Below are 25,804 nucleotides of genomic sequence, written 5' to 3'. Positions count from 1 at the left end.
CAACTCAAACGAAAAAGGATGAAAGTGGAAATAAAAAATAAGAATGTACTATTTCTGTTCATTTTATTACTGGTAAGTTTACTTTACAATTACCACGAGATTATTCTAAAAGGGCCATGGTTTCCGCATATGTGGAGGGCTACCGACTGTTTGTCGATTGCTGTTAATTATTACAAGGAAGGCTTAAACTTTTTCGAACCTGAAGTTCATTGGACCGGCCCCAATGGAAATGGGAAAACCATATCCGAATTCCCGATTATATATTATACGGTAGCTAAACTTTGGACATTATTTGGCAAACAATATTTTATATACAGAGGGTTAAATATCTTACTTGTTTTTAGCGGATTATTTTCGCTTTATAAAATATCTTACAGAATACTTAAAGATAACTTTTGGGCCATATTTATTCCCATTTTTCTTTTTTCATCACCGGCACTGGTATTTTACACCAACAACTTTCTTCCCAACGCTCCGGCTTTTGGGCTTTCATTAACAGGAATATTGTGCTACTTTTTATTTAACGATACCGGCAAAAAGAAATGGATTTGGATAGCAGTTGCATGTTTCACAATTGCCGGATTATTAAAAATAACTTCTTTAATCATTGTGGTTGCATTTTTTTCATTTCAACTACTACAAACCATAACTGATTTTCGAAAATCCGGTTTCCAAATAACCAAACAGCTTAGTAAATTCGTCCCATACATTCTAATTGGTACTATTATTTTTGTTTGGGTAAAATATACCGACCACTATAATTCTACCAACAATCGAATCTTTCTTCAAGATTTATTTCCCATTTGGGATTTAAATCAGGAAGAAAGAAATGAAATATGGAAAAGCTTGTATTTTACATTACTTCCGTCATTTTTCAATAAAAAAGCTTTGGCGGTTATTGGTATTCTCTTATTGATTAATGTTATTTTTTTGGTAAAAAAGGGGAGCAATTACTTACTAATCATCTTTATTTCTTTTATCGGCGCTACACTCTACATCTTACTATGGTTCAAAGCTTTCGATGTTCACGACTATTACCTTATCAATTTACTCATTCTAATCCCTCTTATTTTACTGGGATTCTTAAGTGAATTTAAAAACAGGTTTACAGTGGTTTTTAAGAGTAAACTCCTGAAATTAATTGCATTTGCAGGAGTAGTGACATTAATCTACCTAACAAGTATGATGAACAGATTGAAATATGATGTAAATGATCCGATACTAAAATATGATATTGCCTTATCGGAAGCCGAGAAGGAATTATACGCTTATAAACAATACAAATATCGCAATACAACAGAAGCATTAGAGTCAATAACTCCGTATTTGCGATCGCTAGGAATAAACAGGGAAGATCTCGTAATAAGTATTCCTGACAACAGTATTAACATCTCACTGGTACTTATGGATCAAAAAGGATTTACAGATTATGGTTATGTTCCTACTAAAGGGAAACCTAAAGAACGAATAGAAGAGTTCAAATCAATTGGCGCAAAATACCTGATTGTTAACGACATTGATGAAATAGGACATCAGGAATTCAAACCCTATCTTCAAAATAAAATTGGCGAATATAAAAACGTCAGTATTTTTAAACTTTAATTTAAGCCATACTTGAAAATTGGTTCCTAAATAACTATTCATGAAAAAAAATTGGCTAATAATATTTTTCCTTACTCTAATAGCAATACTAATACTTTTCTTAAACCTTAAACCCGTTTTTCAACACCCAAATTCTATTTTATATTCGAAAGGTGGCGATGCACTAAAAAGCTATTTCAATTTCTCTTACTATTTAAAATACGACGATGGCATTCGTCACGATGGAATCAACTATCCTTACGGCGACCATTTGCAATACATTAATTCGCATCCATTTTATGTACAGATTGTAAAGTTTATCGACAACATTATTTACCCGCTTGCCAATCACGGTATAGCTGTTTTAAACCTTACAATGCTGGCACTCTTTCTTCTTGCACTACCCTTTATTTTTCTTATTCTCCGGCACTATTCGCTCCCCCGTTGGTATGCCGGAATCATATCACTCATCATACTGTTTCTTAGTCCTCAATTCGACCGGGTTCATGGTCACTTCGAAATGGTTTATGCCGTTTTTCTGCCCATGTCCTGGTACTTTTTAATCCGCTGGAGGCTAGGTGATAAACGAATACTTTGGTCGATCCTTCTGGTTCTTGCCGCCTTAATCGGAGGATTTACGAGCGCCTATTTTGTGGCTTTTTATACCATTTTACTCTTCGGTGTTTTGATCGTGGAGTGCTGGAACCACAGAAAAAAACTCTCGGAATATTGGAAAACCGGTCTGTATTTATTTGCAATTGCAGTAATACCCTTGATTATTGTAAAAGGTATGGTTTCTGCAACCGATTGGGTTTCCGACCGGCCAGATAATCCCTATGGGTTTTACATTTTCCACGCCAACTTTTTTAGCATCTTCCTGCCTCCGGGTTCGCAACTGAAAAATATTCTGGGAAATCATATCAATATGGATTTTCAATGGGAAGGACGCGCATATGTTGGGCTACCGTCTGCTTTACTTGCTGTCTCAATTTTCATTACCGGTTTCTACAACCTGATCAGTAAAAGGAAAAGCAGCTGGAAGATTTTTAAACCCACAAAAAAGATCGAAGTATTTTTTTACGCTTCCATCCTGATTCTTTTATTCTCAATGTGTATTCCGTTTCAATATGGTTTCGATTGGTTATTGGATGTGTTTCCTCCGGTAAAACAGTTTCGGGCTTTGGGACGATTTACATGGATTTTTTACTATGTGTTTACGGCTTACACCGCCTGGTTTATTTATCGTTTGTTCCGTTTGTTAAAAATGAAAGGATTACCGGCTGTGGCAACCCTATTGCTGGTATTGGTAATTGGCTACTGGGCCATAGATGCCGGAGTAAATATAAAACGAAGCACACGCGGATTATTGAATAAGAACGACAAATTTGAATCGATCGATAGCGAATATCTGGCACGTTTTCAGGAAGCAAAAGTGGATCCCAACGAGTTTCAGGCAATTTTCTTTTTACCCTTTGCCAGCACCTGCGGAGACAAGCTGCTATTTGAACACAGCCTGAATGGTTTTTCCGAAGCCATGAAATGTTCCTATCACACCGGATTACCACTTATTCAAAGCTTTTCGCCAAGGCTTTCTTTTTCGCAGGCACTCAGCAGTATTCAAATGCTGGCAGCTCCGGCCATTCGAAAAACCCGGCTCGACGATATGAACGATAAACCCATTTTGCTGGTCTGCACAAAAGAAAAGTTGAACGAACGGGAAAAATGGCTGCAAAATAAAGCTGAAGTTTTTTGGGAAGATAAATATATCACGCTGTCCCGTCTGCCGTTGTCCATATTTCATGACAGTTACAATGAGTGGCACGATAGCGTCGAATCGGAGATTCCAAACTTACAGTCGTTTGGAGAAATTGCAACTGATACAGCTATAAACTCAATTCTATTTAATGGTTTTGAAGAGGGTTCTGCTACAACCGTTTTTAGTGGGAATGCCTCTTTTTACAGTAGAGAAGACCAACAAGTTTTACTCGATAAAAAGATTGGCGCTCAATTTCAGGAAGGAAAGTACGAATTGTCATTCTGGCTTTTTGTCGACAGCAGAAAATACGACATGCCCAAAGCAGAGGTGAAAGTGTTTAATACAGAAGGTAAGCAGAAGTTTTACAGACAAATGAACACCCGACACGTGCACGACACGTATCACGGATGGATTCGTGTTTCGGAAATAGTAGAACTACACCACGAAGATACCCTCCAACTGGTAATTAACGACGAATATGTTTCGGTTGACAACCTTCTGGTAATGCCTTTAAATGCTAAAGTTCTGGTAAAAACATCCAATCAGAATTTTTTCAACAACTACCCGTTATAAAAATGTTTCTTATCTATATGAATCCGACTAAATATCCTAAAATCGTTTGAAATTTCAGAATTATATTTCACCTTTAAAATCACAAACAGAGTTACTATGGCAAAATCGCTGGTAAACACAAATGCAAAATTTGGCACCCTGCCGGTTTTTTTAACGGCACTTTCTACCATACTCGGAGCAATATTATTTCTGCGTTTTGGCTGGGCTGTTGGGCAGGTTGGTTTTATAGGCGTTATTGGCATTATCGTTTTAGGTCATATTGTTACCATTCCTACTGCTTTCGCAGTTGCTGAAATTGCTACCAACCAACGCGTGCAAGGTGGTGGTGCCTATTACATTATCAGCCGCTCGTTCGGATTGAATATTGGAGGAGCAATTGGAATTGCCCTATACCTTTCGCAGGCCATTAGTGTAGCTTTTTATGTAATTGCTTTTGGCGAAGCCTTTGAGCCGGTAATAAAATGGATTGGTGAAACTTATAACTTTTTCATCCCCGACCGAAGGTGGATTTCCATTCCGACCATGGTTTTACTTTCGGGATTAATTCTTACAAAAGGGGCAAATGTAGGAATGAAAGCGCTGTACGTGGTAGTTGCCATTTTATTGACATCTATCGCCATGTTCTTTTTAGGCGATTCAACGATAAAACCCGAAGTGGTTAATTTTCACAGCAGAATTCCCAATAACCTGAATTTCTTTTTTGTTTTCACCATTATCTTCCCGGCATTTACCGGGCTTGCAGCAGGATTGGGACTTTCGGGCGATTTAAAAGATCCTAAAAAATCCATTCCACGCGGGACCTTGTGGGCAACCGTAGTTGGCATGTTGGTATATATTGCTGTTGCCTACAAATTTGCCGTTTCAGCAACACCCGAAGATTTAGTGGCCGACCAGCTGATTATGAGCAAAATTGCCATTTGGGGGCCAATAATCCCAATCGGACTGGCAGCTGCGTCCTTAAGTTCGGCATTAGGATCGATAATGGTTGCACCACGAACATTACAAGCCATCGGCTACGACGATATTTTTCCACAAAGCCATTTAAACCGCTGGTTTGCCAAAGGAAGGCAAAATGATAACGAACCCATTAACGGATCGCTGATAACTATTATTATTGCCTTTGTTTTTGTGGTAGTTGGCGATGTTGATTTTGTGGCGCAAATCATCTCCATGTTCTTTATGGTAACCTACAGTGCCATCTGCCTCATCTCCTTGCTGGAGCACTTTGCCGCCGATCCGGCCTACCGTCCAACCTTCCGTTCAAGCTGGCATTTATCGCTTATCGGAACGCTTTCGTCGTTGTGGTTAATGTTTCAGATGAATGCCACTTATGCAGCTGTTTCGGTGGTAATTATGGCAATAATATATTACGTTATCATGCTAAACAACGAGGAGAACCAGGGACTTAACAAATTGTTCCGTGGAGTAATCTTCCAGCTTAGCCGCCAATTGCAAATTATGCTGCAGCGTGCCGACAGCGAAAAAGATAAAAGCTGGCGACCATTTGGTGTTTGTATTTCGCACGATACGTTTAAACGCCGCTCGGCATTCGATATTATGCGCTGGATTTCGTACAAATACGGTTTTGGAACCTACATCCATTTTATAAAAGGTTTGCTGAACGAGAAGAATACAACCGAATCGAAGAAAATTCTCGACCGCCTGATTCAACTTTCGGCCGGCAGTCAGAACCGCGTTTATCTCGACACGATAATTTCGCCATCATATACTTCTGCAATTGCGCAGGTGGTACAACTTTCAGGAATATCAGGCAAAGGAAACAACCTTATTCTGTTTGAATTCTCGAGAACCGATCCGGGGAATCTGAAAGAAATTACGGGCAACTACCAGATTGTTGAATCGGCAGGTTTCGACATTTGTATTCTGAATACATCGTACAAAAGTTTTGGTTATAAGAAGGAGATACATATCTGGATAAGCCCGGAAGACTATGTAAACGCTAATCTAATGATTTTGCTGGGCTACATTATTTTAGGCCACCCCGAGTGGAAAAAAGGAAAAATTAAAATATTTGCGCTGTATCCCGAACAGGAAGTTGAGGAAAAACGCAATCAACTTTTGGAATTGATAAAAGCCGGACGTTTGCCAATCAGCCCGTCGAATATATCGATGGTAACGTTTGAGTCGGGCGACCGAAAAAGCAAAATCATGAAATACTCGGCCGATGCCGACCTTACAATCATTGGTTTTTCTACTGATGCATTGAGAAATATTGAAGAATTCAGCGAAGGCTACAACGATCTGGGTAACATCCTGTTTGTGAGCTCAAACCGGGCAAAAGCAATAAACTAGTCGCCATCTTCGTTTTTTACACTTAGCATTTTTAGCTAATTTTGAAGCACTTTAAACGATTCAAAATGGAAAGAATAGCCATATTCCCCGGATCTTTTGATCCATTTACAGTAGGACACGAGTCGATTGTTCGGCGTGCCATTTCTATGTTCGATAAGATCTATATCATGATCGGTTTTAACGCCAATAAGAAACCATTCTTTCCCATTGAAAAAAGGATGAAATGGATCAACCAGGTTTTTGAAAACGAACCTACCATTGAGGTTCGCTTACACGAAGGTTTGACCGTAGATTTTTGTAAAGAGGTGGGCGCAAAATACATTTTACGAGGTATACGTACCTCGTCCGATTTTGAATACGAACGCTCTATTGCCCAGATCAATAAAAAAATGCATCCCGAGATTGAATCGGTATTTCTGCTCACCCTGCCGGAACATACACCGGTTAACGCAAGTATAATTCGCGATATTGTCTCGCATGGCGGCGATGCAAGCCTGTTCCTGCCAAAAGGACTGGATATGAGCGAGTTTAAAATTGAATAACACCTATGAACCATAGCATACGTTTTCTGATAATCCTCATCGCGGCGCTGAGCTTTTCGTTAAATGGAAGGAGCACAAGCATTCGTTGTACCAATCCCGAATACGCCAACGAAGAGCTTACTTTTTATGCCTTTGCCGACCCGATTTCGAACAACAATAAAGTGGCTTTCACTTTAAAATTCAACAGCGAAGGAACATGCGAGGCTTCTATACAAATTGATGAGCCGTTTTTTACTTTCTCCGAATTTGGTATTTACCGCGGAATGTTATTGCTGGAGCCGGGAGTAAGCATTGATTTAAAACTTCCTCCATTAAAAAAGAAATCGTTTGCCGACCAAAAAAATCCTTACTTCCAGCCCATTGCTTTTTGGATTTATACCAACAATGGCGATATGCTCAACGACAAGATCAGCCGCTTTGAGCAAAAACTTAACGAACTGACAGACAGAGATTTTAACGCCTTATACTTTCAGCAATCCGAAGCTGCCTTTAACCGACTAAAAGCCGGCATCGACGAGGCTTTCCCTGAAAAAGGATCAGAAAGTTTTGAGCTGCATAAAACCTTGCGCTTAAAACTTATGGAAGCTGATATTTTCAGAATGAGTCCAGAAGATTATTCCGCTGTTTTCCAATCAATTTCACCGAAATTCTGGGGACATCAGTCGTTTAAAACCTTATTCGACAAAACTTTCAACAAGCAACTTAGCTTTTCGGCAAAAGCCATTGGAGGAGCAAAAGTATCAGCTGCAGTTGCCGGCGAAAACATTAGCGCTTTGCTTGATTTTATTTCGACGAAATATAAACTCTCCGGAACCATGGCCGATTTGGTTTTATTAAAAATGCTGCACGATGGTTTTTACTCCAAAGAGTTTCCGGTGAAAGCCATAAAAAATATGATTGCCAGCAAACACTTTACAGGCAACCGCGAAACAAAAATCCGTGAGGCAGCAAAAAACGTTGCCGCCAAAATCTCATTTCTGGAAAAAGGAAGCGAAGCACCGGCCATTTGTTTAAGCGACATTAGCGGCAAAAAGCTTTGTACCAACAACAGCCAGGAGAAATTTAAATACATTGTTTTCGCCGATGTTGAAACAGTAATTTGTCAGGAGCACTTAAAATACCTGAGCCGCCTGAACGAACTGTTTAATAAAAACCTCGATATTTTTGTGGTGCTGCGAAACACCGACAGAGCGGGAATTGACAGTTTTTTTGAAGAAAATAAGGTGCCCGCAACCGTGTTAATCGACACAGAAAATAAGACCATTGCAGAATATAAAGTCCGGTCGTTTCCACAATGTTTTCTGCTAAACGAAAAACACCAGGTCGTTTTCGATGATGCCAAAGCACCGCTTAACGGTTTCGAGCAACAATTTGGCACCTGGCTGCGCAACGAACTGTTTATGCGTCAGCGCAATCAGGCCCGGTAAAGCTCAATCAGTTCTTTAAGGTTTTCGTAGGTATTTTCGAGTACCTCGTCCAGCTCATTCGGCTGAAACCAGCGCACCTCGGTAATGCCTTCTTCCTCCTGAGGAATTGGTGTTTCCATTCCTTGATAGTCCATTTCAAACCAAAAGGTTTCTTTAAAAATCCACTGCCCCAGTGTATTTTTGTACGGCGATTTGTAAATATGATAGGTTGATGGCAGCGCTTTTACAATGGAATGATTTGTAATGCCACATTCTTCTTCCACTTCGCGTAAAGCGGCTGTTTCAATACTTTCTCCTTCATCAATTTTTCCTTTGGGCAGATCCCACTTACCGTTTCTGAAAATAAACAGCAATTTCTCGTCACGTTTTACAATACCGCCTGCAGCATCAACCGGCAAAAATGCCGATCTGAAATTTTGAAACAGTTTCTCAATCTCAGGATGTTCTACAACAGTTTCCGGGATATCACTGTTTTCAAAATCCGATAACCAGCGCATTATCTCGTCAATGCCGCTGTTTTCGGTCAAAATTTGGCATAGTTTACTCAATGTTATATTCGCGCCCGGCACAAAACCGATCCTCTTTTCATTCAAAAAAACTTTATACTTTTGCATTGAATTAAAATTGCACATCATTATGGAAAATATACAAACAGAAGTAACCAAGCGATTACTTGAAATTAACACGATAAAGATACAACCAGATAATCCATTTACATGGGCATCGGGTTGGAAATCTCCAATTTATTGCGACAACAGAAAAACGCTATCTTATCCTGATACCCGCGCTTTTATTCGCGACGCATTTGTTCAGCTGATTCAGGAAAAATACCCGGAGGCAGAAGTAATTGCAGGGGTAGCTACCGGAGCCATTGCAATTGGAGCATTGGTAGCCGACAAATTAGGACTTCCCTTTATTTATGTTCGTTCGAAACCAAAAGGTCACGGATTGGAAAACCTGATCGAAGGCGACCTGAAACCATTCAAAAAAGTTGTTGTGGTTGAAGACCTTGTTTCTACTGGAATCAGCAGTTTGAAAGCTGCCGAGGCCGTTAACAACTTTGGTGGCGATGTTGTGGGAATGGTTTCAATTTTCACTTACAACTTCCCATTGGCAAAAGAAAACTTCGAGAAAGCGGGTATTGAACTTACTTCATTAAGCCGTTACCAGATCCTGATCGACTTTTCGCTGGAAAGAGGCGACATTTCAAAAGACCAGGTGGAGTCGCTGATGGAGTGGCGCGAAGACCCTGCAAACTGGGGAAAATAACAGAAAATAAAGACATTAAATATTTCCCGCTCCTGATGGTTATTGGGGGCGGGATTTTTTATTACTACTATGGCACTCAACAAATACGTTAGCGAAGTAAAAGTTATCGAGCACAACCAGCAGGTGGTTTTTAATTACCTGTCGAATTTCGAAAACCTGTCTACTTACCTTAATTCTGGGTTGATAGAGAAAATAACTGAAAAGGTTCCGCAAATTAAAATTACCGATTTTGAGTCGGACCGCGATTCGTGTAAATTCAACATCACCGGACTGGGACTTGCCGAAATTAAGATTGTTAACCGCGAACCATTTAAAACAATAAAAGTGAAAAGTTCGGGTGGTTTACCGCTGAGTTTTACGTTCTGGATTCAATTAATGCCGGTTAATGAATACAAAACAAAAATGCGCTTAACGCTGCATGCAGAAATGAGTATGATGATTAAAATGATGGCCGGAAGCAAACTGGAAGAAGGCATTAATCAATTGGCCGACACGCTTTCGAAGTTGCCCTATCAGTAACAGTTTTCAGTCGCAGTTTTCAGTTTTCAGCTCAGAAAGAATTTCGAATGATGATTAACGATTGTAGATTTTAGAAGGAATAGGCAGCTGGCAAATTAGTAGGCAATTTTTTTACCACAGAGTAACACAGAGATTTTCACAGAGCAACGCTGAGATATTATAGTTGAATGTAACTCACTATTTTGCAAAGTAGCATTCAACAATTTTTCAATTAATCAATCTGATTCAATCTTCCTTTCAATCCCATCAATCTTTTTTACACAACAAACTCCACCTCTTTAAACATATATTCCGTTACATTTCCGTCGGGCTCTTCCAACTGGAGCTGCCCAAAACTGCCAATGCCTGCAATTCTGGCGCTAAACTCTTTGCCGTCTTTGCGGTACGGATGCAAACCCTCGTTTCTGAATAAAGCTTGAAAATATTCCGCATCTACTTTTTCGAGTCTTCCCTCTCGCAAAATCTCGATATAATTCTCAAGCTTCTGCAAAAAAGCTTTTAAAATATCCTGAATTTCAAATTCTTTTTTCAAAAGCTGTTTCATCGATACCGGGTTGGGTGCATCCGACAGAAATTCCTCCTGATTAACGTTCACCCCCACTCCAACTATCGAAGAATCAAGTGCTATGCCCTTCACCGTGTTTTCAATTAAAATGCCGGCAATTTTCTTTTCGCCCACATAAATATCATTGGGCCACTTAATTTTTACATCATTTAAATGCTGTTTAAGTACGTCGGCCAAAGCCAGGCTTACAACTTTCGAGATATAAAACTGTTTCCCCGCTTCTAAAAAACCGGGGTATAATAGCACACTAAAAAGCAAATTTTTATCGCGTTCGCTTTCCCAAAAATTACCAACCTGCCCACGTCCACTTTCCTGGTAATGTGCCAAAACGACAGTGCCTTGAGCCGCCTTTTCCCGCACCAGTTGCTTGGCATAGTTGTTGGTACTATCGAGCTCATTAAAAACAATGATATTTTTGTCCGTTAAAAACATATAATTTCAAAAGTAAACCATTCTCTTAAAAAATGGTTAATGGACAAAAAGATTATCTTTGTAGGGTACAATAAATTTTTATGAATAAAGCAGAAGAATCAAAGGTTTTAATAGAAGCAATTCTTGAAGGTATTCATCGGATAAAAGGAAAAGAGATAAAACACGTTGATCTGGAAAGTATCGGCCACACTGAATGTGGACATTTTATTATATGCCACGGAACCTCCTCAACACATGTTGATTCAATTGCACACACGGTAGAAGAAACGGTAAAAGAAATTACCGGCGAAGATGTTTGGCATCGCGACGGCTACCGAAATGCACTTTGGATATTGTTGGATTACGGAGATGTTATGGTACATGTTTTCCAGGAAGAAGCACGCCGGTTTTACAACCTTGAAGGACTTTGGGCTGATGCAAAAATTACACAAATTGAAGAAGAAGATTAAAAGACCATGACAGATAAACAAAATAACAAAAAAGATCAGAACAATCTGAACAACCCTTTTGGGAAACTAAATCCCAAAAACAACGGAAAACCGCCAAAATTCAATGCCTATTGGATTTACGGGATTATAGCTGTTGTTTTTCTTATTGTACAATATTACATCAGCACCAGCAAAGGCCCTGTTGACACATCGTGGCCCGAGGTAAAACAAATGTTGCAAAACGGCGATGTTAAACGTATTGTAGTAATAAATGAAAAAATTGCCCGGATCTATTTGAAAGAAGACCGGATAAAAAATTACGAATCGCAGTTTGAAGGGAACTTCTCGAAACCATCAGATATTGGCCCGCATTTTAAACTGAACACCGGACCCATTGAGAATTTTGCCGACGACCTTAAGGTTGCTCAGGAAAATATGGAAGACAAAGTCTTTCCGGTGTACGAAGATGAGCAGAATTGGGCGCGCGACATTATCTGGTCGATCGGGCCTTTTGTACTGATAATTTTGCTGTGGTGGTGGATTTTCCGTAGAATGAGTCGTGGTGGTGCCGGAGGAGGAGGTGCCGGCGGTATTTTTAATGTTGGAAAATCGCAGGCAAAAGTTTTTGATAAAGACCAGAGAGTATCGACAAACTTTAAAGATGTTGCCGGACTGGCAGAAGCCAAACAGGAGGTGGAAGAGATTGTAGAATTCCTGAAAAGCCCGGCAAAATATACCAAGCTAGGTGGTAAAATTCCGAAAGGTGCACTTTTGGTTGGCCCTCCGGGAACAGGTAAAACCCTGCTTGCCAAGGCTGTTGCAGGCGAAGCAAACGTTCCGTTTTTCAGCATGTCGGGTTCCGATTTTGTGGAAATGTTTGTAGGAGTTGGAGCATCGCGTGTTCGCGATTTGTTTAAGCAAGCCAAAGAAAAAGCACCGTGTATTGTGTTTATTGACGAGATTGACGCCATCGGACGTGCCCGTGGTAAAAACCCAAATATGGGATCGAACGACGAACGCGAAAATACGCTAAACCAGCTGCTCACCGAAATGGATGGTTTTGACACCAACAGCGGGGTAATCATTTTGGCAGCTACCAACCGTGCCGATATTCTGGACCGTGCCTTAATGCGTGCCGGACGTTTCGACCGCCAGATTCACGTTGAGTTACCCGATCTGAATGAGCGTGGTGAGATTTTCAATGTTCATTTACGTCCCTTAAAACTGAGCGAAGAGGTAAAAGTTGATTTTCTGGCCAAACAAACACCGGGATTCTCAGGTGCCGATATCGCCAACGTTTGTAACGAAGCAGCCTTAATAGCAGCCCGCAGAAACAGGGATGCTATTGTTAAACAGGATTTCCTTGACGCCGTTGACCGTATTATCGGAGGTTTGGAAAAGAAAAATAAAATCATTTCGCAGGAAGAAAAGAAAACAATTGCTTTCCACGAAGCAGGTCACGCCACCATTAGCTGGTTGCTGGAATATGCACATCCACTGGTTAAGGTAACTATTGTTCCGCGCGGGAAAGCGCTGGGAGCTGCCTGGTATTTGCCTGAAGAACGTTCGATCACCACAAAAGATCAATTGCTGGATGAAATGGCATCGGCACTGGGCGGACGTGCAGCGGAGGAAATTATTTTTGGTAAAATTTCGTCGGGCGCACAAAACGACCTGGAAAAAGTAACCAAGCAGGCTTATGCCATGGTGAGTATTTTCGGAATGAGCGAAAAAGTTGGGAACATTAGCTTTTACGACTCAACCGGCCAATCAGACTTTACATTTACCAAACCGTACAGCGAAAAAACGGCAGAACTGATTGACGAAGAAGTAAAAATCCTGATTGACAGCCAGTATGTGCGTGCAAAACAAATTCTGAAAGATAATACGGAAGGACATACAAAACTGGCCAACCTGCTGCTTGAACGCGAGGTGATATTTAGTGAAGATCTGGAAGAAATTTTTGGAAAACGCCCGTGGGATAAAAAACACGTAATTTCGGAAAACGGAAACGGTGAAAAACCCGTGAAAACAGATCTTATCAAAGATACACAGGCAAAAACCGAAGAAAATCACGAGGAGGAAACAACAACAGAATAAATGGCATCGGCTCGAGAAGAAATACTGAACAAGCTTAAAAAAGCTATTCACCCCGAGCCGGAGATGCCAGATTTTGACGCTCCCGTTTATCACTCTATTGAAAAATCTTTAAGTCAGGCATTTAAAGAAAATCTGGAGGCGGTAAACGGGAGTGTTTATTTGTGCAAATCGGAAGAAGAGCTTATTGAGAAGCTAAAAACGGTGTTGCAGGATGTTCCAAAAACAGAAGTGGTTTGTGCTGAAAAAGAACTTCAGGAATTACTCACAAAAAACGAAATTGAACATCAAAATTACAGGGAAAGGCAACAAGCGATAGAAGCAGGAATCACTTCCTGTGAGTTTTTAATTGCACACACCGGATCGGTAATGGTAAGCTCTGCATTACAGGGAGGCCGGCAACTATCGGTGTATGCGCCGCAACACATTGTTATTGCCCGTAAAGACCAACTGGTTGACTACCTTCATTCCGCTTATACTAAAATCCGCGAGAAATATCCCGATCAGCTGCCTTCACAAATTACCCTAATTACCGGCCCAAGCCGAACAGCGGATATTGAAAAAACGCTGGTTATGGGGGCTCACGGACCGCGCGAACTGCATGTGTTTCTGTACTAGCTTCACACTTATTAACTTCTCGGAAAGCAGATTTTGTTAACTTTGCAGCATGGAGAAAGGTTGGGAAATGATTTTTATGACAGCACACGAATACAAAGCAGAAATGGCCAAAGACCTGCTTGAAAGTGCCGGGATAAAAATTGTTGTTCTTAACCAACACGATTCGGCATACCGGAATTTTGGCGAGTACAGAATTTATGTTGCCGATGAAAACCGTAACGAAGCTATTAACCTAATCAAAGAATTAAAAGGTGAGTAATTTACTTAAACGCTCTCTTACCGGAGTTATTTATATAGCCGTAATGCTAGGCGGAACGCTGTTGCATCCGATCGTCTTTGCGGTGGTATTTGCAACTCTTTTGTTTATCACCCAATATGAATTTTATGCCATGGTGGAAAAAGCCGGTCATCATCCTTCGCGCATTGTCGGAAGTATATTTGGCGTTATCTTTTTCCTGATTTGTTTTGGCTTATCAAATAATTATCTGCCGCGCCAGTTTGGCTTTAGTTTTATTGTCATAGTTGTAATACTGCTTATTGTCGAAATTTTCAGAAGCGACAAAGACACCCTAAAGAATGCGGGTTCAAGCACACTGGGCTTTGCCTACATTGCGCTGCCGTTTAGTTTGATGAACTTTGTTGTGCACACTTCAATTAATGGGCAAAATACCTTTTATCCGTGGATAATGGTTGGCGTATTTTTTATTTTGTGGATAAACGATTCGGCAGCTTACCTGGTGGGTACACAGTTTGGCAAACACAAAATGTGTAAAAATATATCGCCGGCAAAATCGTGGGAAGGCCTGATTGGAGGTGCCGTTTTTGCCATTATTATGGGCATTGTAAATGCGGTTATGTTCCAGGCTGTAAGTATGCTTAGCTGGATTGTTATTGCAGTACTTACCGTGGCTTTTGGCACTTTGGGCGACTTATTCGAATCGAAGATAAAACGCGAAATCGATGTAAAGGATTCGGGCACATTTTTACCCGGTCACGGCGGATTTTTAGACCGTTTGGATAGTTTGCTTTTTGTTATCCCTGCAATATTTATTTGGCTCATTTTTACCGGAAACGTGTAAAGCGTAACAACAAATGAAGAACATTATTAAACAGATACCCAATTTTATTACCACCCTCAACCTTTTATCAGGAGTAATTGCTACCATTTTTGCCATCGACGGGCACCTGATCTGGGCAGGGATTTTTATTTGTGCCGCATCGGTTTTCGACTTTGCCGACGGGCTGGCAGCACGAGCGTTAAAAGCTTATTCTGAAATCGGGAAACAGCTCGATTCCTTATCCGATCTGGTTTCGTTTGGTGTGGCACCGGGTGCTATTCTTTTTACTTTGCTCGAGTTTTCGTTATTCGGAGAAAACCAACCGATACACGAGATTACTGCAGATTGGTGGCAGTGGATTATTCTTTTCTCGGCATTTTTAGTGCCGGTTTTTGGAGCTATCCGCCTGGCAAAATTTAATGTGTTTACCAGCGACGAACCATTTTTCAGAGGTTTGCCTATTCCATCCAACGGAATTTTTTGGGCTTCACTTGGGTTGATGCTCGAATTCCCGAAATACCACGATATTTTTCAATCGCTGTATTCAACAAAAAACCTGGTTTTTCTGGGTATTTTTATGTCGGGGATGATGGTGATCAACATGCCCATGTTTTCGCTGAAAGTGAAAAACCTGCGTTTAAAAGATAACTGGTATCGTTACCTTTTCCTGGCGATATCAGCCATTTTATTAATCGTTTTAAACGTTTACGGATTGGCGCTGATCATTCTGCTCTACATTATTCTGAATGTGATTTTTTACTTGTTTAAGGTGGAATTTTAAACCGAGACAATATTGGTTATCCAACCCGTACCGGGTTGTGTACTTTTGTTTTTCAAATCCTTATTATAATCGAACTCCTACGGAGTTTTTAAAGAGTAGTATCGTTTCACGCAAAGCAAAAAAAAGAAGCGCAAAGTTCGCAAAGGTGCTGAAATCTGATTTGCGTCCTTCGCGAAAAACTTAGCATTCTCGGATCACATTGAAAAGTAGGTGGAGAAGTAAAAATATCTCACCGATAAGTTTCGATATTGAATAAAAACAACCAAGCATAAGCAACAATGATTTGGCTTATCAGCCGGATTCTACTCTTTGGTTTAGCCCAAAGAGTAGACAGAAAACCCAAGGCTGCGCCCACTTCGCTCGGAAAAGCTACTCGATGCCGGCTAAAATTTCTGAAACTCGTCGTACCTCCTCAAACAACAGTAATTTTTTAACGCCGACACCGCTTGTTTTCCGGCTCACCGGACGAGGCCAGGCTCCGATGTTGCTAACGCTGCATTAGTGGACGGCCTCTTTTGGTCGTTGCCTGGAGTTGAAATAAAGCCTTAGTGAGAGCGGGAAGCTCTGAGTGGGCGAGGAGATCACCCGTCCGAACTTGGGTTTTATGAAAACGCAGGGTAACGATCAAAAGCAGCCTTGCCTTTTTTGCTTCGTTTTTGTGGTAAGACAAAAATGAAGGCCGCCGGCAGGCATGGAATAATAGTTAATCTCTATATTAATCCACCGGATTTTACGGGTGATCTGCGTTCTCTGCGTGAAATTTCTATTTAATATCAGTGGGAAATTTCCAAAAGAAAAGCCTCTGAAAACGGAAGAAAATATTTTCCCGAGGGAAAGATTAATAATACGCCATGACAAATTGACTTCCGAAACCAGAGGCTAATATCTTTAGCAGCAAACGTTACAGAACGTTATAAACTACTTTGTTACATACTTAACAACAAATCAGTCAAGATGTTTTTAGATTGAGGAATAATTTAAAGAATTCTATTTTAAAGGAGCGGCGAATTTTAATACATCAGCCTCGGTAATTTCCTTATCGCACAAAATAATAAGCCTTTCAATTACATTCCGGAACTCGCGGATATTACCGGTCCAGTTAATTTTTTGCAACTCGGTTATGCCCTTTTCGGTAATTGTTTTTTCCTGCATACCGTACTCGCCACAAATTTGTTTAATAAAATGATTGGCCAGCAAAGGAATATCATCAAGCCGCTCGTTAAGTGTTGGAACATGAATCAGAATCACACTTAAACGGTGATAAAGGTCTTCGCGAAATTTATTCTGATCGATCTCGTTGGCCAGGTTTTTATTGGTAGCAGCCACTACGCGTACATCAACTTTTATGTGTTTATCGCCACCTACACGGCTGATAATACTTTCCTGCAACGCACGTAACACTTTGGCTTGTGCCGAAAGGCTCATATCGCCAATCTCATCAAGAAAAAGTGTTCCGCCATTGGCCTGCTCAAATTTACCCTTGCGTTGTTTCACTGCCGAAGTAAAGGCTCCTTTTTCGTGACCAAACAACTCACTTTCGATCAATTCAGAGGGAATAGCTGCACAATTCACTTCAACAAATGGCCCTGACGCGCGATTGCTGTGATCGTGAATACGGCGGGCTACCAGCTCTTTCCCCGATCCGTTGGCACCGGTAATCAGCACCCGGGCATCGGTTGGCGCAACGCGGTCGGCCATTTCAATAATTTCGGTAATGGCTTTTGACTCGCCCACGATTTCAAATTTCTTATTAACCTTTTTCTTCAGAATTTTGGTTTCGGTAACCAGCGTTGATTTATCCATGGCATTGCGGATGGTAATCAGCAAACGGTTCAAATCCAATGGCTTTTCAATATAATCGAAAGCTCCTTTTTTTATCGAATCAACAGCGGTATCAATATTTCCGTGTCCGGATATCATTACCACCGGAGTATCGGGCGCCAAAACCACCAGGCGTTCCAAAACTTCAATGCCATCCAGTCCCGGCATTTTTATGTCACAAAGTACAATATCGTACTCGGCCGAACGAATTTTCTCAATTCCTTTAGTTCCATCTTCTGCCAGATCTACTTCATATTTCTCGTATTCAAGAATATCTTTTAGCGTATTTCTGATGCTTCTCTCGTCGTCTATTACCAGAATCTTTGACATGCGTTTCTATTTTAATTTCGAATATAACAATTATTACAGCAGAACGCTTTACAAAAATGATTCCAATAAAATATCGTTGCGTATTTACTTATCAACCTGCTGACACTTCTCCAGTGATAGCCTCGCTTGGAGTGAGACCATCACCAAAATGTAGCGCAAATTCGGGAGAATTTCATTTCAGCATAAGACAAAAAAAATCCCGATGAAAAATTTCAACGGGACTTTTAATATATACTAATACCGATTTAATATCGAAATGAGTCTTTAGTTCGCAAACTCCTAAAGTCTCTTTCGTTTATTATCGGCATTAACCATTGTAATCTCAACATTTCGCTTAAAGCTCACGTTGAAATACAATTGGTATAATATGGTTTTTTAGCAACCTCCTGCGGCAACACTTGTTTTTTCGCGGCGGCGTACCTGAACAGGTTTGTTGTCCTGATCGGCATTTAGCTCCGAACCGTCTTTTGGGGCGGCCATTTCAGCATAGTTAAACCGCGGAAATCCGCTAAAATATGCATCGTCGTCAATAGTACTGTACAAATCATCTTCATTGGCTTTGTAATACTCGTAACCACCCAGTAACAGTTTGATGTTGTTAAAACCTACCTGGCGGAAAAACATCCATGGGCCATTGGCCTGTAGTTCGTTTTCGCCATATAAAACGATGCTTACACCCATATCGCGAAGTGCGGTTAAACGCTCCAGGTTATCGGGATCGGCCAAAGTACTTGCCGATAAATTCTCGGCCCCTGGAATATGTCCCTGTCCGAACACGAAGTTGTCGCGGATATCAAACAAAACGATACTGTCGGGTTTATTGGCAATCACATCTTCCAGCTCCCAGGGGTAGAAATAGTCCTCTCCATTGAGCAAAGCCTCTATGCTTTCGTCCATGCTTTTTTCGTATTCAAACAACGGTTTTGGCATGGTTAAAAAACCAATAACGAGAATAACCACAAATACGGATACTGCGATTAATGTTCTCCACGGATTTCGTTCATGTATATGCATGCTATTAATTTTTTCGATAGTTAGAATTTAGCAACCACCGGCTGCAACATTAGTTTTTTCTCTTCGGCGAACCTGTACTTCAACATTACCGTCGTCGGTAGTTGCCGACTCGGCGCCTGTGAAATAAATTTGTGCTCCCTTGCGAAAGGCATAAAGCGCATGGTCAACAGAAGGTGCATCGGCATCAGGTTGCGAAGGCTCAATTATGGTTTGCATCCAGCAGTTTAAGCCACCTTTCATTACGTACGTGCCATCAACTCCCAAACGTTTGGTTAACACCCAAGTTTGATCGGCGCGGATATCGTCGTTGGAAATAAATACCACTTTAACTCCGGGTACTCCGAAGTATCCCATATTGCCTTCGTTTAAAAGTTCCTCAAGAGGAATATTTACCGAACCCGGCAATGCATATTCGTCATACTCATCTGCCGAACGTACGTCAACCATCAACAACGAAGGGTCGCCCTGAATGATCATCTTAGCTACCTGGTCGGTTGTTACATATCGTGTAGGCTGAATAATTTGCTGCAACAACTCCTCCGGAGCAATTTGTTTTGGCTCGTCATCAGTGGTTAAAAACAAGGTGCCTACCGCCAACACAAGCATAAGTACGGTTAGTAAAATATAGTTTCTATTCATCTTTTTCAGTCGTTTAGAATTTATACTGCTTCATGTTTTTACGCACGCGCTTCTCGACAAACATTGTTCCCCAAAAGGCAGCAAGTGCCACCACTGTAAATGCCACGGCAAAGTACGGAGCCGGAAGTCCGGTGATTTCCATAAGCGTTACATTTCCCATGTCTCCGCTGGTAAAGAAGTCTTCGAAAAGAGGATATGCCAGTGAAAATCCGAAGATTCCCAGATAAAGTCCTATTGTAAAAAACAATGCATCGAGTTTACCAATTGCAATTCCGGTAAAGCTGGTTCCCGGGCAAAAGCCCCCCAGCACAAAACCAACTCCCATTATTACGCCACCAACTATCATTGGGGTTAAAAACGTTGGTAGAATAAATATTTGCGAGAGATTCAGCCAACCCACATAATCGAAATACAGCAGACCAACCATTGCTACGATTAAGGCAGTAAAAAATACGCGAAGCACAACAAAGTTGTAGCCGTAAAATACACCGGCCAGGTTTCTTGAAGAAGAAAATCCTGATGCTTCGAGAACAAATCCAAAAGCGACTCCCAGCAAAATTGCGATAACAAAATCCCATCCGCCGCCAATTACACCATTAGGAATTAAAGGTCCCATATCTTATTTTTTTAATGTTCTATTGTTTGAATGATAATTCATCTTTTTTTTTGATACCCGGTATTCAGTTCTCAGTTTCAGTTTTCAGTCTCAGTTTTCAGAAATTACTGGTAACTGCTACTGTTAACTGTCAACTTTCCTTAGATCCAATATTTTCTGAAAAAGTAAGCCACTGCGTACCCGGTACCAAAAATGGCAAACATTACAATTACGCCCCCCAAGGCAAAAGTTGCTGTACCACTTAATGCGGCTCCACTGGTACATCCGCGGCCAAACTGACTTCCCAATCCAAAAAGTGCTCCGCCGATAAGGGCCAAAATGAGTCGCTTTCTATTGGAAATACGAGGTCCTTTGTCAATTCTGAATTTCTTGATCCTTCCGAAGACAATTCCCGAAAGAACACCACCCAGTAAAAGCCCCAGCGATTCGAATACCAGCCAGGTATACATTGGCGAATGATCGTCGCTAATAAACTGGCTCATATAATGGTTTGCCTCAGTAGCTTTTGGCGCAATAGTATTTGATGTTGTTACAACTGCACTTTTAACTGCTCCGCTGGCACCCAACCCACGACCGGTAATAAATACGGTTGCCAGAACCACTAACCCGAGTAAAACACCACCCAGATAAGGATTGATGTATTTCGGTTGTTGTATTGTATCTTTTTCTAAATTCATTTTCTATACTTATAAAATTATCAATAGAGGTAACGTGTTATCTGTCCGGCTTCAACCATAATAAAACGGAACATAAAACCACCAAACAATATCATTACCGGAGGTAACCATTTTGGTACGTGCATTCCCCAAATTTCGAGTGTCTCGAATAATGCAGGAAAGATTAATCCGATAACCACCACAAACACCCAGAAACTTACAGTAAATTCTCCGCCAAGGAACAAGTTTGCAGCTTCGATTGCTGTTTCTGAACCGGCCAGGAATCCCATAAAAAGGTGAACGATGAGAAAGATTTCGATGATAATAAAAACAAGGTCGATCCGGCTTAGTATTTTCCGTTCGTTGGCGTCTTTACTCATCCAAATGATGGTTGCAAGTCCGGTAGAGAATCCCGAAACAAGGAACAGTGGCCCAAGTATGGATGTATTCCACAACGGACGCGCATTAAATGCTGAAAGCAATATACCGGTATAAACACCCAGGATGATTGCATAAATCATCATAATCCACGCCAAGCTAACTCTGTGTTTTATTACAAAAGCTTCGAACTTCTCCAGGAAATCAAATTTCCAGTTCCAGCCCGGTATCAGTTCTTTCATGTAACTGGCAACCCAGATAAACGATATCGGAGTAATGATCATCAATGTCCAGGCTCCCCAACCCATTGGCGATTCCAATCGGATGGTGGTGTACAATTGCCAAAAGAAAAGTTTGTGTTTTAAATCAAGAAACAGCGCAAATAAGCCCAATATCAGTGCTATTGGAGCAATGATTGGCGCAATTTTTACGGTTGTTTTCATTTCTTTCTCTTTCCCCCTGACAACAAAATATCCGGCAAAAAACAATATGCCTGCGGCCAAACCACCTAAAAACAAATAGAGTGGAATTTGCCAGTGCCATATATTAAGGTATGGATCGATGTTCGGAATATTTCGTCCGCTTACAAATAATTCTTCTTTCATTTTCTATCAGGTTTAAGTGTTAGGTAAGAAAATACAATTGTGGTTTTGTTCCGGCTTCCGGAGCCAGTACTTTCCATGAACGGTCTTTGATAGCCAGCGAAACATCGCTGTTCGGATCGTCCAAATCGCCAAAATGCAAACACTTGGTAGGACACACATCAACACAAGCCGTTTTTTGTCCTTTCTGAACGCGGTGCAAACAGAAGGTACATTTATCAACATAACCATCAGGATGCGAGTAACGTGCATCGTACGGGCACGACTGAATACAGGCGCCACAACCAATACATTTATGGGGAGTTACGGAAACAATTCCCCCTTCTTCGATATGACTTGCCCCGGTTGGACAGCATCTCACACACGGAGAATTATCGCAGTGATTACAACGCTCCGAACGAAATTCGAGACTTAAACTTGGGTAAGTTCCGTCAACGCGTTCAACTATCCAGTCGCGACAGTAACCATGCGGTACATTATTTTCTGTTTGACAGGCCACTACACAGTCGCCACACCCAACACATTTTTTTGTGTCGATCGCCATTGCATATCTCATGCTTTAACCTCCTTTTCTTCCAGTGCAGGATCTTCTGTTAAAAATGTTATAAAGTTTCCTCTCATTCCGGTACCGCCCATAATCGGGTCAACGGCAACGTTGGTAATCATTTCGGTATCGGCGGCTCCTTTTCCAAAAGCCCTCGAGAGTTTTTTGTTTTTATGACCAAATCCGTGAACCATGTACACCGAGTCCCAGCGAATTCGTTCGGTTACCCGAACTTTTACAGGGAACGAAGTAATCGCATCGTCCTGGTTTTTCAACCACACTTCCTGTCCGTTTTTCAGTCCCCACAAGTCGGCAACTTTTGGATTTACCCAAACGCTGTTTTCGCTCATCAGATCTGATAAATGCGGATTGTTCGATGTGCGGCTAAAAGTGTGCATTGGCGCACGACCATAAATCAAACGGTAGAAATTCTGTGGTGGCTCCGGATGTTTCGTATAATTTGGAATCGGATCAAAACCGTGGTCGGCAAAATCAACTGAATACAGTTCAATTTTTCCGGTTGTGGTATTGAAATCATAATCTTCGCCATCACCCAAATAAAGCGGGCCGGTTTTTCTCGGGTATTTTTTAACACCAATTTTTTTCATCTCTTCCAGCGAAGTTCCCAGCTGTTTTAACTGCCAGTCGATTACTTCCGAATAGTCATCGTAGTTAAAGTAATCGTGCAAACCCAAACGTTCGCCAATTTGTTTGGCAATCCACCAACCCGGTTTCGAATCGTATTTTGGTTCGATAGCCGGCATACGCAATGCAATGTTTGGCTCGCGGTTAGCGGCCGAACGTATTACATCGTAACGCTCCAGGTAAGTTGCTTCCGGGAAAATCACATCGGCATAACCCGTAATGTCCATAGGCATGGTATCCATTACCGCAATAAACTCAACTGAATCAGCAGCTTCTTTAAACAAGGGTTTATCCGGCATCGACAGTGGCAGGTTTGTTCCGGCCACCAACCATGCTTTTAGCTGGTGTTTATAATTGTATCTTGGAATTGATGCTTTTAAAGCCTCGGTGGTAATTCCCATTGTTGCCAGCGGGTAACGACCGGCATTCCAGTCTTTCCATGTCCATTTCGGTTCAGGGAAATGTGGGTGCGGGTAAGCTGGAACAGAAACGCCCTCAGGGAAATATAATCCTCCGCGTTTTCCCCATGATCCCAACAAGGCAGTAAGAATTGCCATGGCGCGTCCGCGTTGTGTATCGTCGCCGTACCAAACAACGTGGCGTCCCGGGTGAATGATTACCGCCGGAGCTGCATCAGCCATTGCGCGTGCAGTTCTTCTGATTTCTTCCGGCTCGATGGTAGTGATGCCATAAGCCCACTCCGGAGTCATATTTTTCACATGATCTTTTAAATAATCAAGACCAAATGTATATTGCTCAACGTAATCTTTATCGTATAAACCTTCGTAAATCAGCACATGAATCCATGCCATTAACAAAGCGATATCGGTTGACGGTTTGATTGGCAACCAGTGATTTGAATGCGCTGCTGCCGTTGAGAAACGTGGATCAACCGTAATAATGGTTGCGCCGTTATCAATGGCATCCGACATTTCCTGCACCTGCGAGTTGTGCATGTTTTCGCCAAGGTGCGAACCAATTAACACCAAACATTTGGTATCTCTGATATCGGTACATTCGGGCGAGCCAACATAGGCTCCAAAAGTTGAAAAATAAGCCGACGAACGCGGACCACGACAATTGGCAAACGCAGGCTCGGCATTACTTTCCGAACCATAAGCACGTAGCAAATGGTGAAAATGACCTCCGGGAGTTCCGTGATTGAACAAACCAAAAGCTTCAGGACCGTACTTTTCTTTAACTTCCTTCATCTTATCGGCAACTTTGTTCAGTGCCTCATCCCATGTTGCTTCTCTGAAATATTGAGTACCATCCTTGCGCGTATCTCTTATCAGCGGTGTTTTTAAACGATCTTCGTCGTAAACCATACCAACGCCGCCTGTTCCTCGCGGACACAAACGACCGTTACAATGCGGGTCGTTCTTATTACCAACAACTTTTCGTATAGTTCCGTTTTTATCGACATAAGCCCACGCAGCACATTTCCAAAAACATACTTCGCAATAAGTTGGATACGGAGTAAGATCCTCATCACTTACCGGACCTTCGGTCTTCGATTCGAAGAGCCCGAAACCTTTTGATCCCAAAGCCTTAAAACTTATGGCAGCAGCTCCGGCACCGGCAGTTGAAATTTTGATAAAATCCCGTCTTGTCTTCATTCGTCTAAATAGTTTATTTTATTGGTAACTCATGTAACACGCTTTCTTCAAACTCAGCATGAAAAATGCTTTCTCACATGGTTATTTATCTTTCTATTTCTTTAATGTTGAACACGTTTCTCATTCTTCCAAAACTGTTTCTAAAAAGCGCCAAAGAATAAGAGTTTAGCATCTTTTTACAGTTATTCATATATACCTATCTATATTTTTAGATATGGGCGCAAATATAGAAATCATTTTGTACAATGGTTATTAACGTGCTTAATTTGAAACCATTAAAAATAAGCACGATATCTTTGAAGGAACATCTCATCCTACCAATTCCATAGCACTTATTTACAAACACTTACCCTAATCATTAAGAGGAGATAAAAATAGCCATAAATAACAGTGCGACCTTATCGGGAAACAGGTTTTTTAACATATAGCCCATTCTTTCGAAACAGAGTTTATTTGATCTGTTTAGTCATAAAATTTGACTTAATAGCACTATGTGATCTGGGTCACTTTCTTAACATTTATTAAACAGAAAAATTTCCAATTTCCTAGTTTTCTCAATTTATTACATTTGTCTCAAAGAAAATGGGAATGAAAACCAAAAACCGAAGAGTTTTTTTGAAAGTTGCGGCGGTAGGATTTGTTTCGTTTTTTGCATTCGTCTGGAATAAATTAACGCTCCAACATATTGCAACTTCCGGTGCTGAAGAAGTGTCGGTTCCGCTGAACATGAACAAGGAAGTGCAGTTTTTCGACAAATACATTATTGTAAATTCAGATCATCAAACAAAGGTTTTTTCATCGCATTGCAGCCACCTGGGATGTAAAATTGATAAAATGGAAAGCGGCAAACTGGTTTGTCCCTGTCATGGTTCGGAATACGATCTGCAAGGGCAGGTTATAAAAGGACCGGCATACAAAAATCTTACGATACTCGACTCATCGGTTTCCGACGACGGAAAATCAATAACAATTAAAGGATAA

Annotated in this window: 24 protein-coding genes; 14 read left to right on the top strand and 10 right to left on the bottom strand. The window is 41.1% G+C overall.

All coding sequences use genetic code 11. The features are described from left to right. Window positions 1-18 precede the first annotated feature (18 nt). The 5 genes from LH29_RS03400 to LH29_RS03380 all read left to right on the top strand — a co-directional run bounded on the left by LH29_RS03400 (window position 19) and on the right by LH29_RS03380 (window position 8,192). Complete coding sequence (locus tag LH29_RS03400; RefSeq protein ID WP_045026109.1) at window positions 19-1,602, top strand: ArnT family glycosyltransferase; 1,584 nt, start codon at window positions 19-21, stop codon at window positions 1,600-1,602. A gap of 40 nt (window positions 1,603-1,642) precedes the next feature. Then, window positions 1,643-3,910, top strand: a complete 2,268-nt coding sequence (locus LH29_RS03395; protein WP_045026108.1) for a glycosyltransferase family protein — start codon at window positions 1,643-1,645, stop codon at window positions 3,908-3,910. Window positions 3,911-4,006: 96 nt separating this feature from the next. Further along, on the top strand, window positions 4,007-6,223 hold the full coding sequence (locus LH29_RS03390) for an APC family permease (RefSeq protein ID WP_045026107.1): 2,217 nt from the start codon (window positions 4,007-4,009) through the stop codon (window positions 6,221-6,223). 65 nt (window positions 6,224-6,288) lie between these two features. Further along, on the top strand, window positions 6,289-6,765 hold the full coding sequence (gene coaD / locus LH29_RS03385; protein WP_045026106.1) for a pantetheine-phosphate adenylyltransferase: 477 nt from the start codon (window positions 6,289-6,291) through the stop codon (window positions 6,763-6,765). A gap of 5 nt (window positions 6,766-6,770) precedes the next feature. Then, on the top strand, window positions 6,771-8,192 hold the full coding sequence (locus LH29_RS03380; RefSeq protein WP_045026105.1) for a peroxiredoxin family protein: 1,422 nt from the start codon (window positions 6,771-6,773) through the stop codon (window positions 8,190-8,192). On the opposite strand, the gene LH29_RS03375 is transcribed toward LH29_RS03380, so the two are convergent. After that, a complete protein-coding gene (locus LH29_RS03375; protein WP_198152336.1) occupies window positions 8,180-8,719 on the bottom strand; it encodes an NUDIX hydrolase in 540 nt (179 codons plus the stop codon). The genes LH29_RS03380 and LH29_RS03375 overlap by 13 nt on opposite strands. 109 nt (window positions 8,720-8,828) lie before the next feature. On the opposite strand from LH29_RS03375, the gene pyrE reads away from it, so the two are divergent. Together pyrE and LH29_RS03365 are read left to right on the top strand one after the other, a co-directional pair. Next, window positions 8,829-9,461 carry an orotate phosphoribosyltransferase gene (pyrE, locus tag LH29_RS03370; protein WP_045026104.1) on the top strand — a complete coding sequence of 211 codons (633 nt, stop codon included), beginning with the start codon at window positions 8,829-8,831 and terminating at the stop codon, window positions 9,459-9,461. Window positions 9,462-9,530: 69 nt separating this feature from the next. Beyond that, window positions 9,531-9,980 carry a hypothetical protein gene (locus tag LH29_RS03365; RefSeq protein ID WP_045026103.1) on the top strand — a complete coding sequence of 150 codons (450 nt, stop codon included), beginning with the start codon at window positions 9,531-9,533 and terminating at the stop codon, window positions 9,978-9,980. Window positions 9,981-10,236: 256 nt separating this feature from the next. On the opposite strand, the gene LH29_RS03360 is transcribed toward LH29_RS03365, so the two are convergent. Continuing rightward, window positions 10,237-10,977 (bottom strand): biotin--[acetyl-CoA-carboxylase] ligase, encoded by a 741-nt coding sequence (locus tag LH29_RS03360; protein WP_045026102.1) that lies wholly within the window; start codon window positions 10,975-10,977, stop codon window positions 10,237-10,239. An 80-nt stretch (window positions 10,978-11,057) separates the two neighbouring features. Here LH29_RS03360 and rsfS point away from each other — a divergent pair, with 80 nt between their 5' ends. From rsfS to LH29_RS03330, 6 genes are read left to right on the top strand one after another with little or no spacing between them, the layout of a single operon-like run. Then, window positions 11,058-11,426, top strand: a complete 369-nt coding sequence (gene rsfS / locus LH29_RS03355; RefSeq protein ID WP_045026101.1) for a ribosome silencing factor — start codon at window positions 11,058-11,060, stop codon at window positions 11,424-11,426. Between the two features lie 6 nt (window positions 11,427-11,432). Next, window positions 11,433-13,505, top strand: a complete 2,073-nt coding sequence (gene ftsH / locus LH29_RS03350) for an ATP-dependent zinc metalloprotease FtsH (protein ID WP_082063395.1) — start codon at window positions 11,433-11,435, stop codon at window positions 13,503-13,505. Next, a complete protein-coding gene (locus tag LH29_RS03345) occupies window positions 13,506-14,120 on the top strand; it encodes a LutC/YkgG family protein (RefSeq protein ID WP_045026100.1) in 615 nt (204 codons plus the stop codon). A 49-nt stretch (window positions 14,121-14,169) separates the two neighbouring features. Further along, a complete protein-coding gene (locus LH29_RS03340; RefSeq protein ID WP_052670575.1) occupies window positions 14,170-14,379 on the top strand; it encodes a putative signal transducing protein in 210 nt (69 codons plus the stop codon). After that, window positions 14,372-15,199, top strand: coding sequence for a phosphatidate cytidylyltransferase (locus LH29_RS03335; protein WP_157493549.1), 828 nt, complete (start codon window positions 14,372-14,374; stop codon window positions 15,197-15,199). Before LH29_RS03340 ends, LH29_RS03335 begins: the two co-directional genes overlap by 8 nt. A 13-nt stretch (window positions 15,200-15,212) precedes the next feature. Beyond that, window positions 15,213-15,959 carry a CDP-alcohol phosphatidyltransferase family protein gene (locus LH29_RS03330; RefSeq protein ID WP_045026098.1) on the top strand — a complete coding sequence of 249 codons (747 nt, stop codon included), beginning with the start codon at window positions 15,213-15,215 and terminating at the stop codon, window positions 15,957-15,959. Between the two features lie 987 nt (window positions 15,960-16,946). On the opposite strand, the gene LH29_RS03325 is transcribed toward LH29_RS03330, so the two are convergent. From LH29_RS03325 to LH29_RS03290, 8 genes are all read right to left on the bottom strand, one after another. Beyond that, complete coding sequence (locus LH29_RS03325; RefSeq protein WP_045026097.1) at window positions 16,947-18,110, bottom strand: sigma-54-dependent transcriptional regulator; 1,164 nt, start codon at window positions 18,108-18,110, stop codon at window positions 16,947-16,949. 375 nt (window positions 18,111-18,485) lie between these two features. Beyond that, window positions 18,486-19,124, bottom strand: coding sequence for a rhodanese-like domain-containing protein (locus LH29_RS03320; RefSeq protein ID WP_082063394.1), 639 nt, complete (start codon window positions 19,122-19,124; stop codon window positions 18,486-18,488). 27 nt (window positions 19,125-19,151) lie between these two features. Then, the gene (locus LH29_RS03315) at window positions 19,152-19,763 is read right to left on the bottom strand and encodes a rhodanese-like domain-containing protein (RefSeq protein ID WP_082063393.1); all 612 of its coding nucleotides are present in this window, start codon (window positions 19,761-19,763) and stop codon (window positions 19,152-19,154) included. Between the two features lie 13 nt (window positions 19,764-19,776). After that, a complete protein-coding gene (locus tag LH29_RS03310) occupies window positions 19,777-20,379 on the bottom strand; it encodes a YeeE/YedE thiosulfate transporter family protein (RefSeq protein WP_045026094.1) in 603 nt (200 codons plus the stop codon). Between the two features lie 140 nt (window positions 20,380-20,519). Beyond that, window positions 20,520-21,056 (bottom strand): YeeE/YedE thiosulfate transporter family protein, encoded by a 537-nt coding sequence (locus tag LH29_RS03305; protein WP_045026093.1) that lies wholly within the window; start codon window positions 21,054-21,056, stop codon window positions 20,520-20,522. Between the two features lie 20 nt (window positions 21,057-21,076). After that, window positions 21,077-22,018, bottom strand: coding sequence for an NrfD/PsrC family molybdoenzyme membrane anchor subunit (gene nrfD, locus LH29_RS03300; protein WP_045026092.1), 942 nt, complete (start codon window positions 22,016-22,018; stop codon window positions 21,077-21,079). A gap of 19 nt (window positions 22,019-22,037) precedes the next feature. After that, window positions 22,038-22,571, bottom strand: a complete 534-nt coding sequence (locus LH29_RS03295; protein WP_045026091.1) for a 4Fe-4S dicluster domain-containing protein — start codon at window positions 22,569-22,571, stop codon at window positions 22,038-22,040. After that, entirely contained in the window at window positions 22,568-24,823 is a 2,256-nt protein-coding gene (locus LH29_RS03290) for a molybdopterin-containing oxidoreductase family protein (protein ID WP_045026090.1), read from the bottom strand. The genes LH29_RS03295 and LH29_RS03290 overlap by 4 nt, the downstream gene beginning before the upstream one ends. Window positions 24,824-25,411: 588 nt before the next feature. Here LH29_RS03290 and LH29_RS23605 point away from each other — a divergent pair. Continuing rightward, window positions 25,412-25,804, top strand: coding sequence for a QcrA and Rieske domain-containing protein (locus tag LH29_RS23605; protein ID WP_198152335.1), 393 nt, complete (start codon window positions 25,412-25,414; stop codon window positions 25,802-25,804).

The organism is Draconibacterium sediminis, assembly GCF_000949475.1.
Taxonomy (GTDB): domain Bacteria; phylum Bacteroidota; class Bacteroidia; order Bacteroidales; family Prolixibacteraceae; genus Draconibacterium; species Draconibacterium sediminis.
This window is presented reverse-complemented; position numbering and strand designations above follow the sequence as displayed.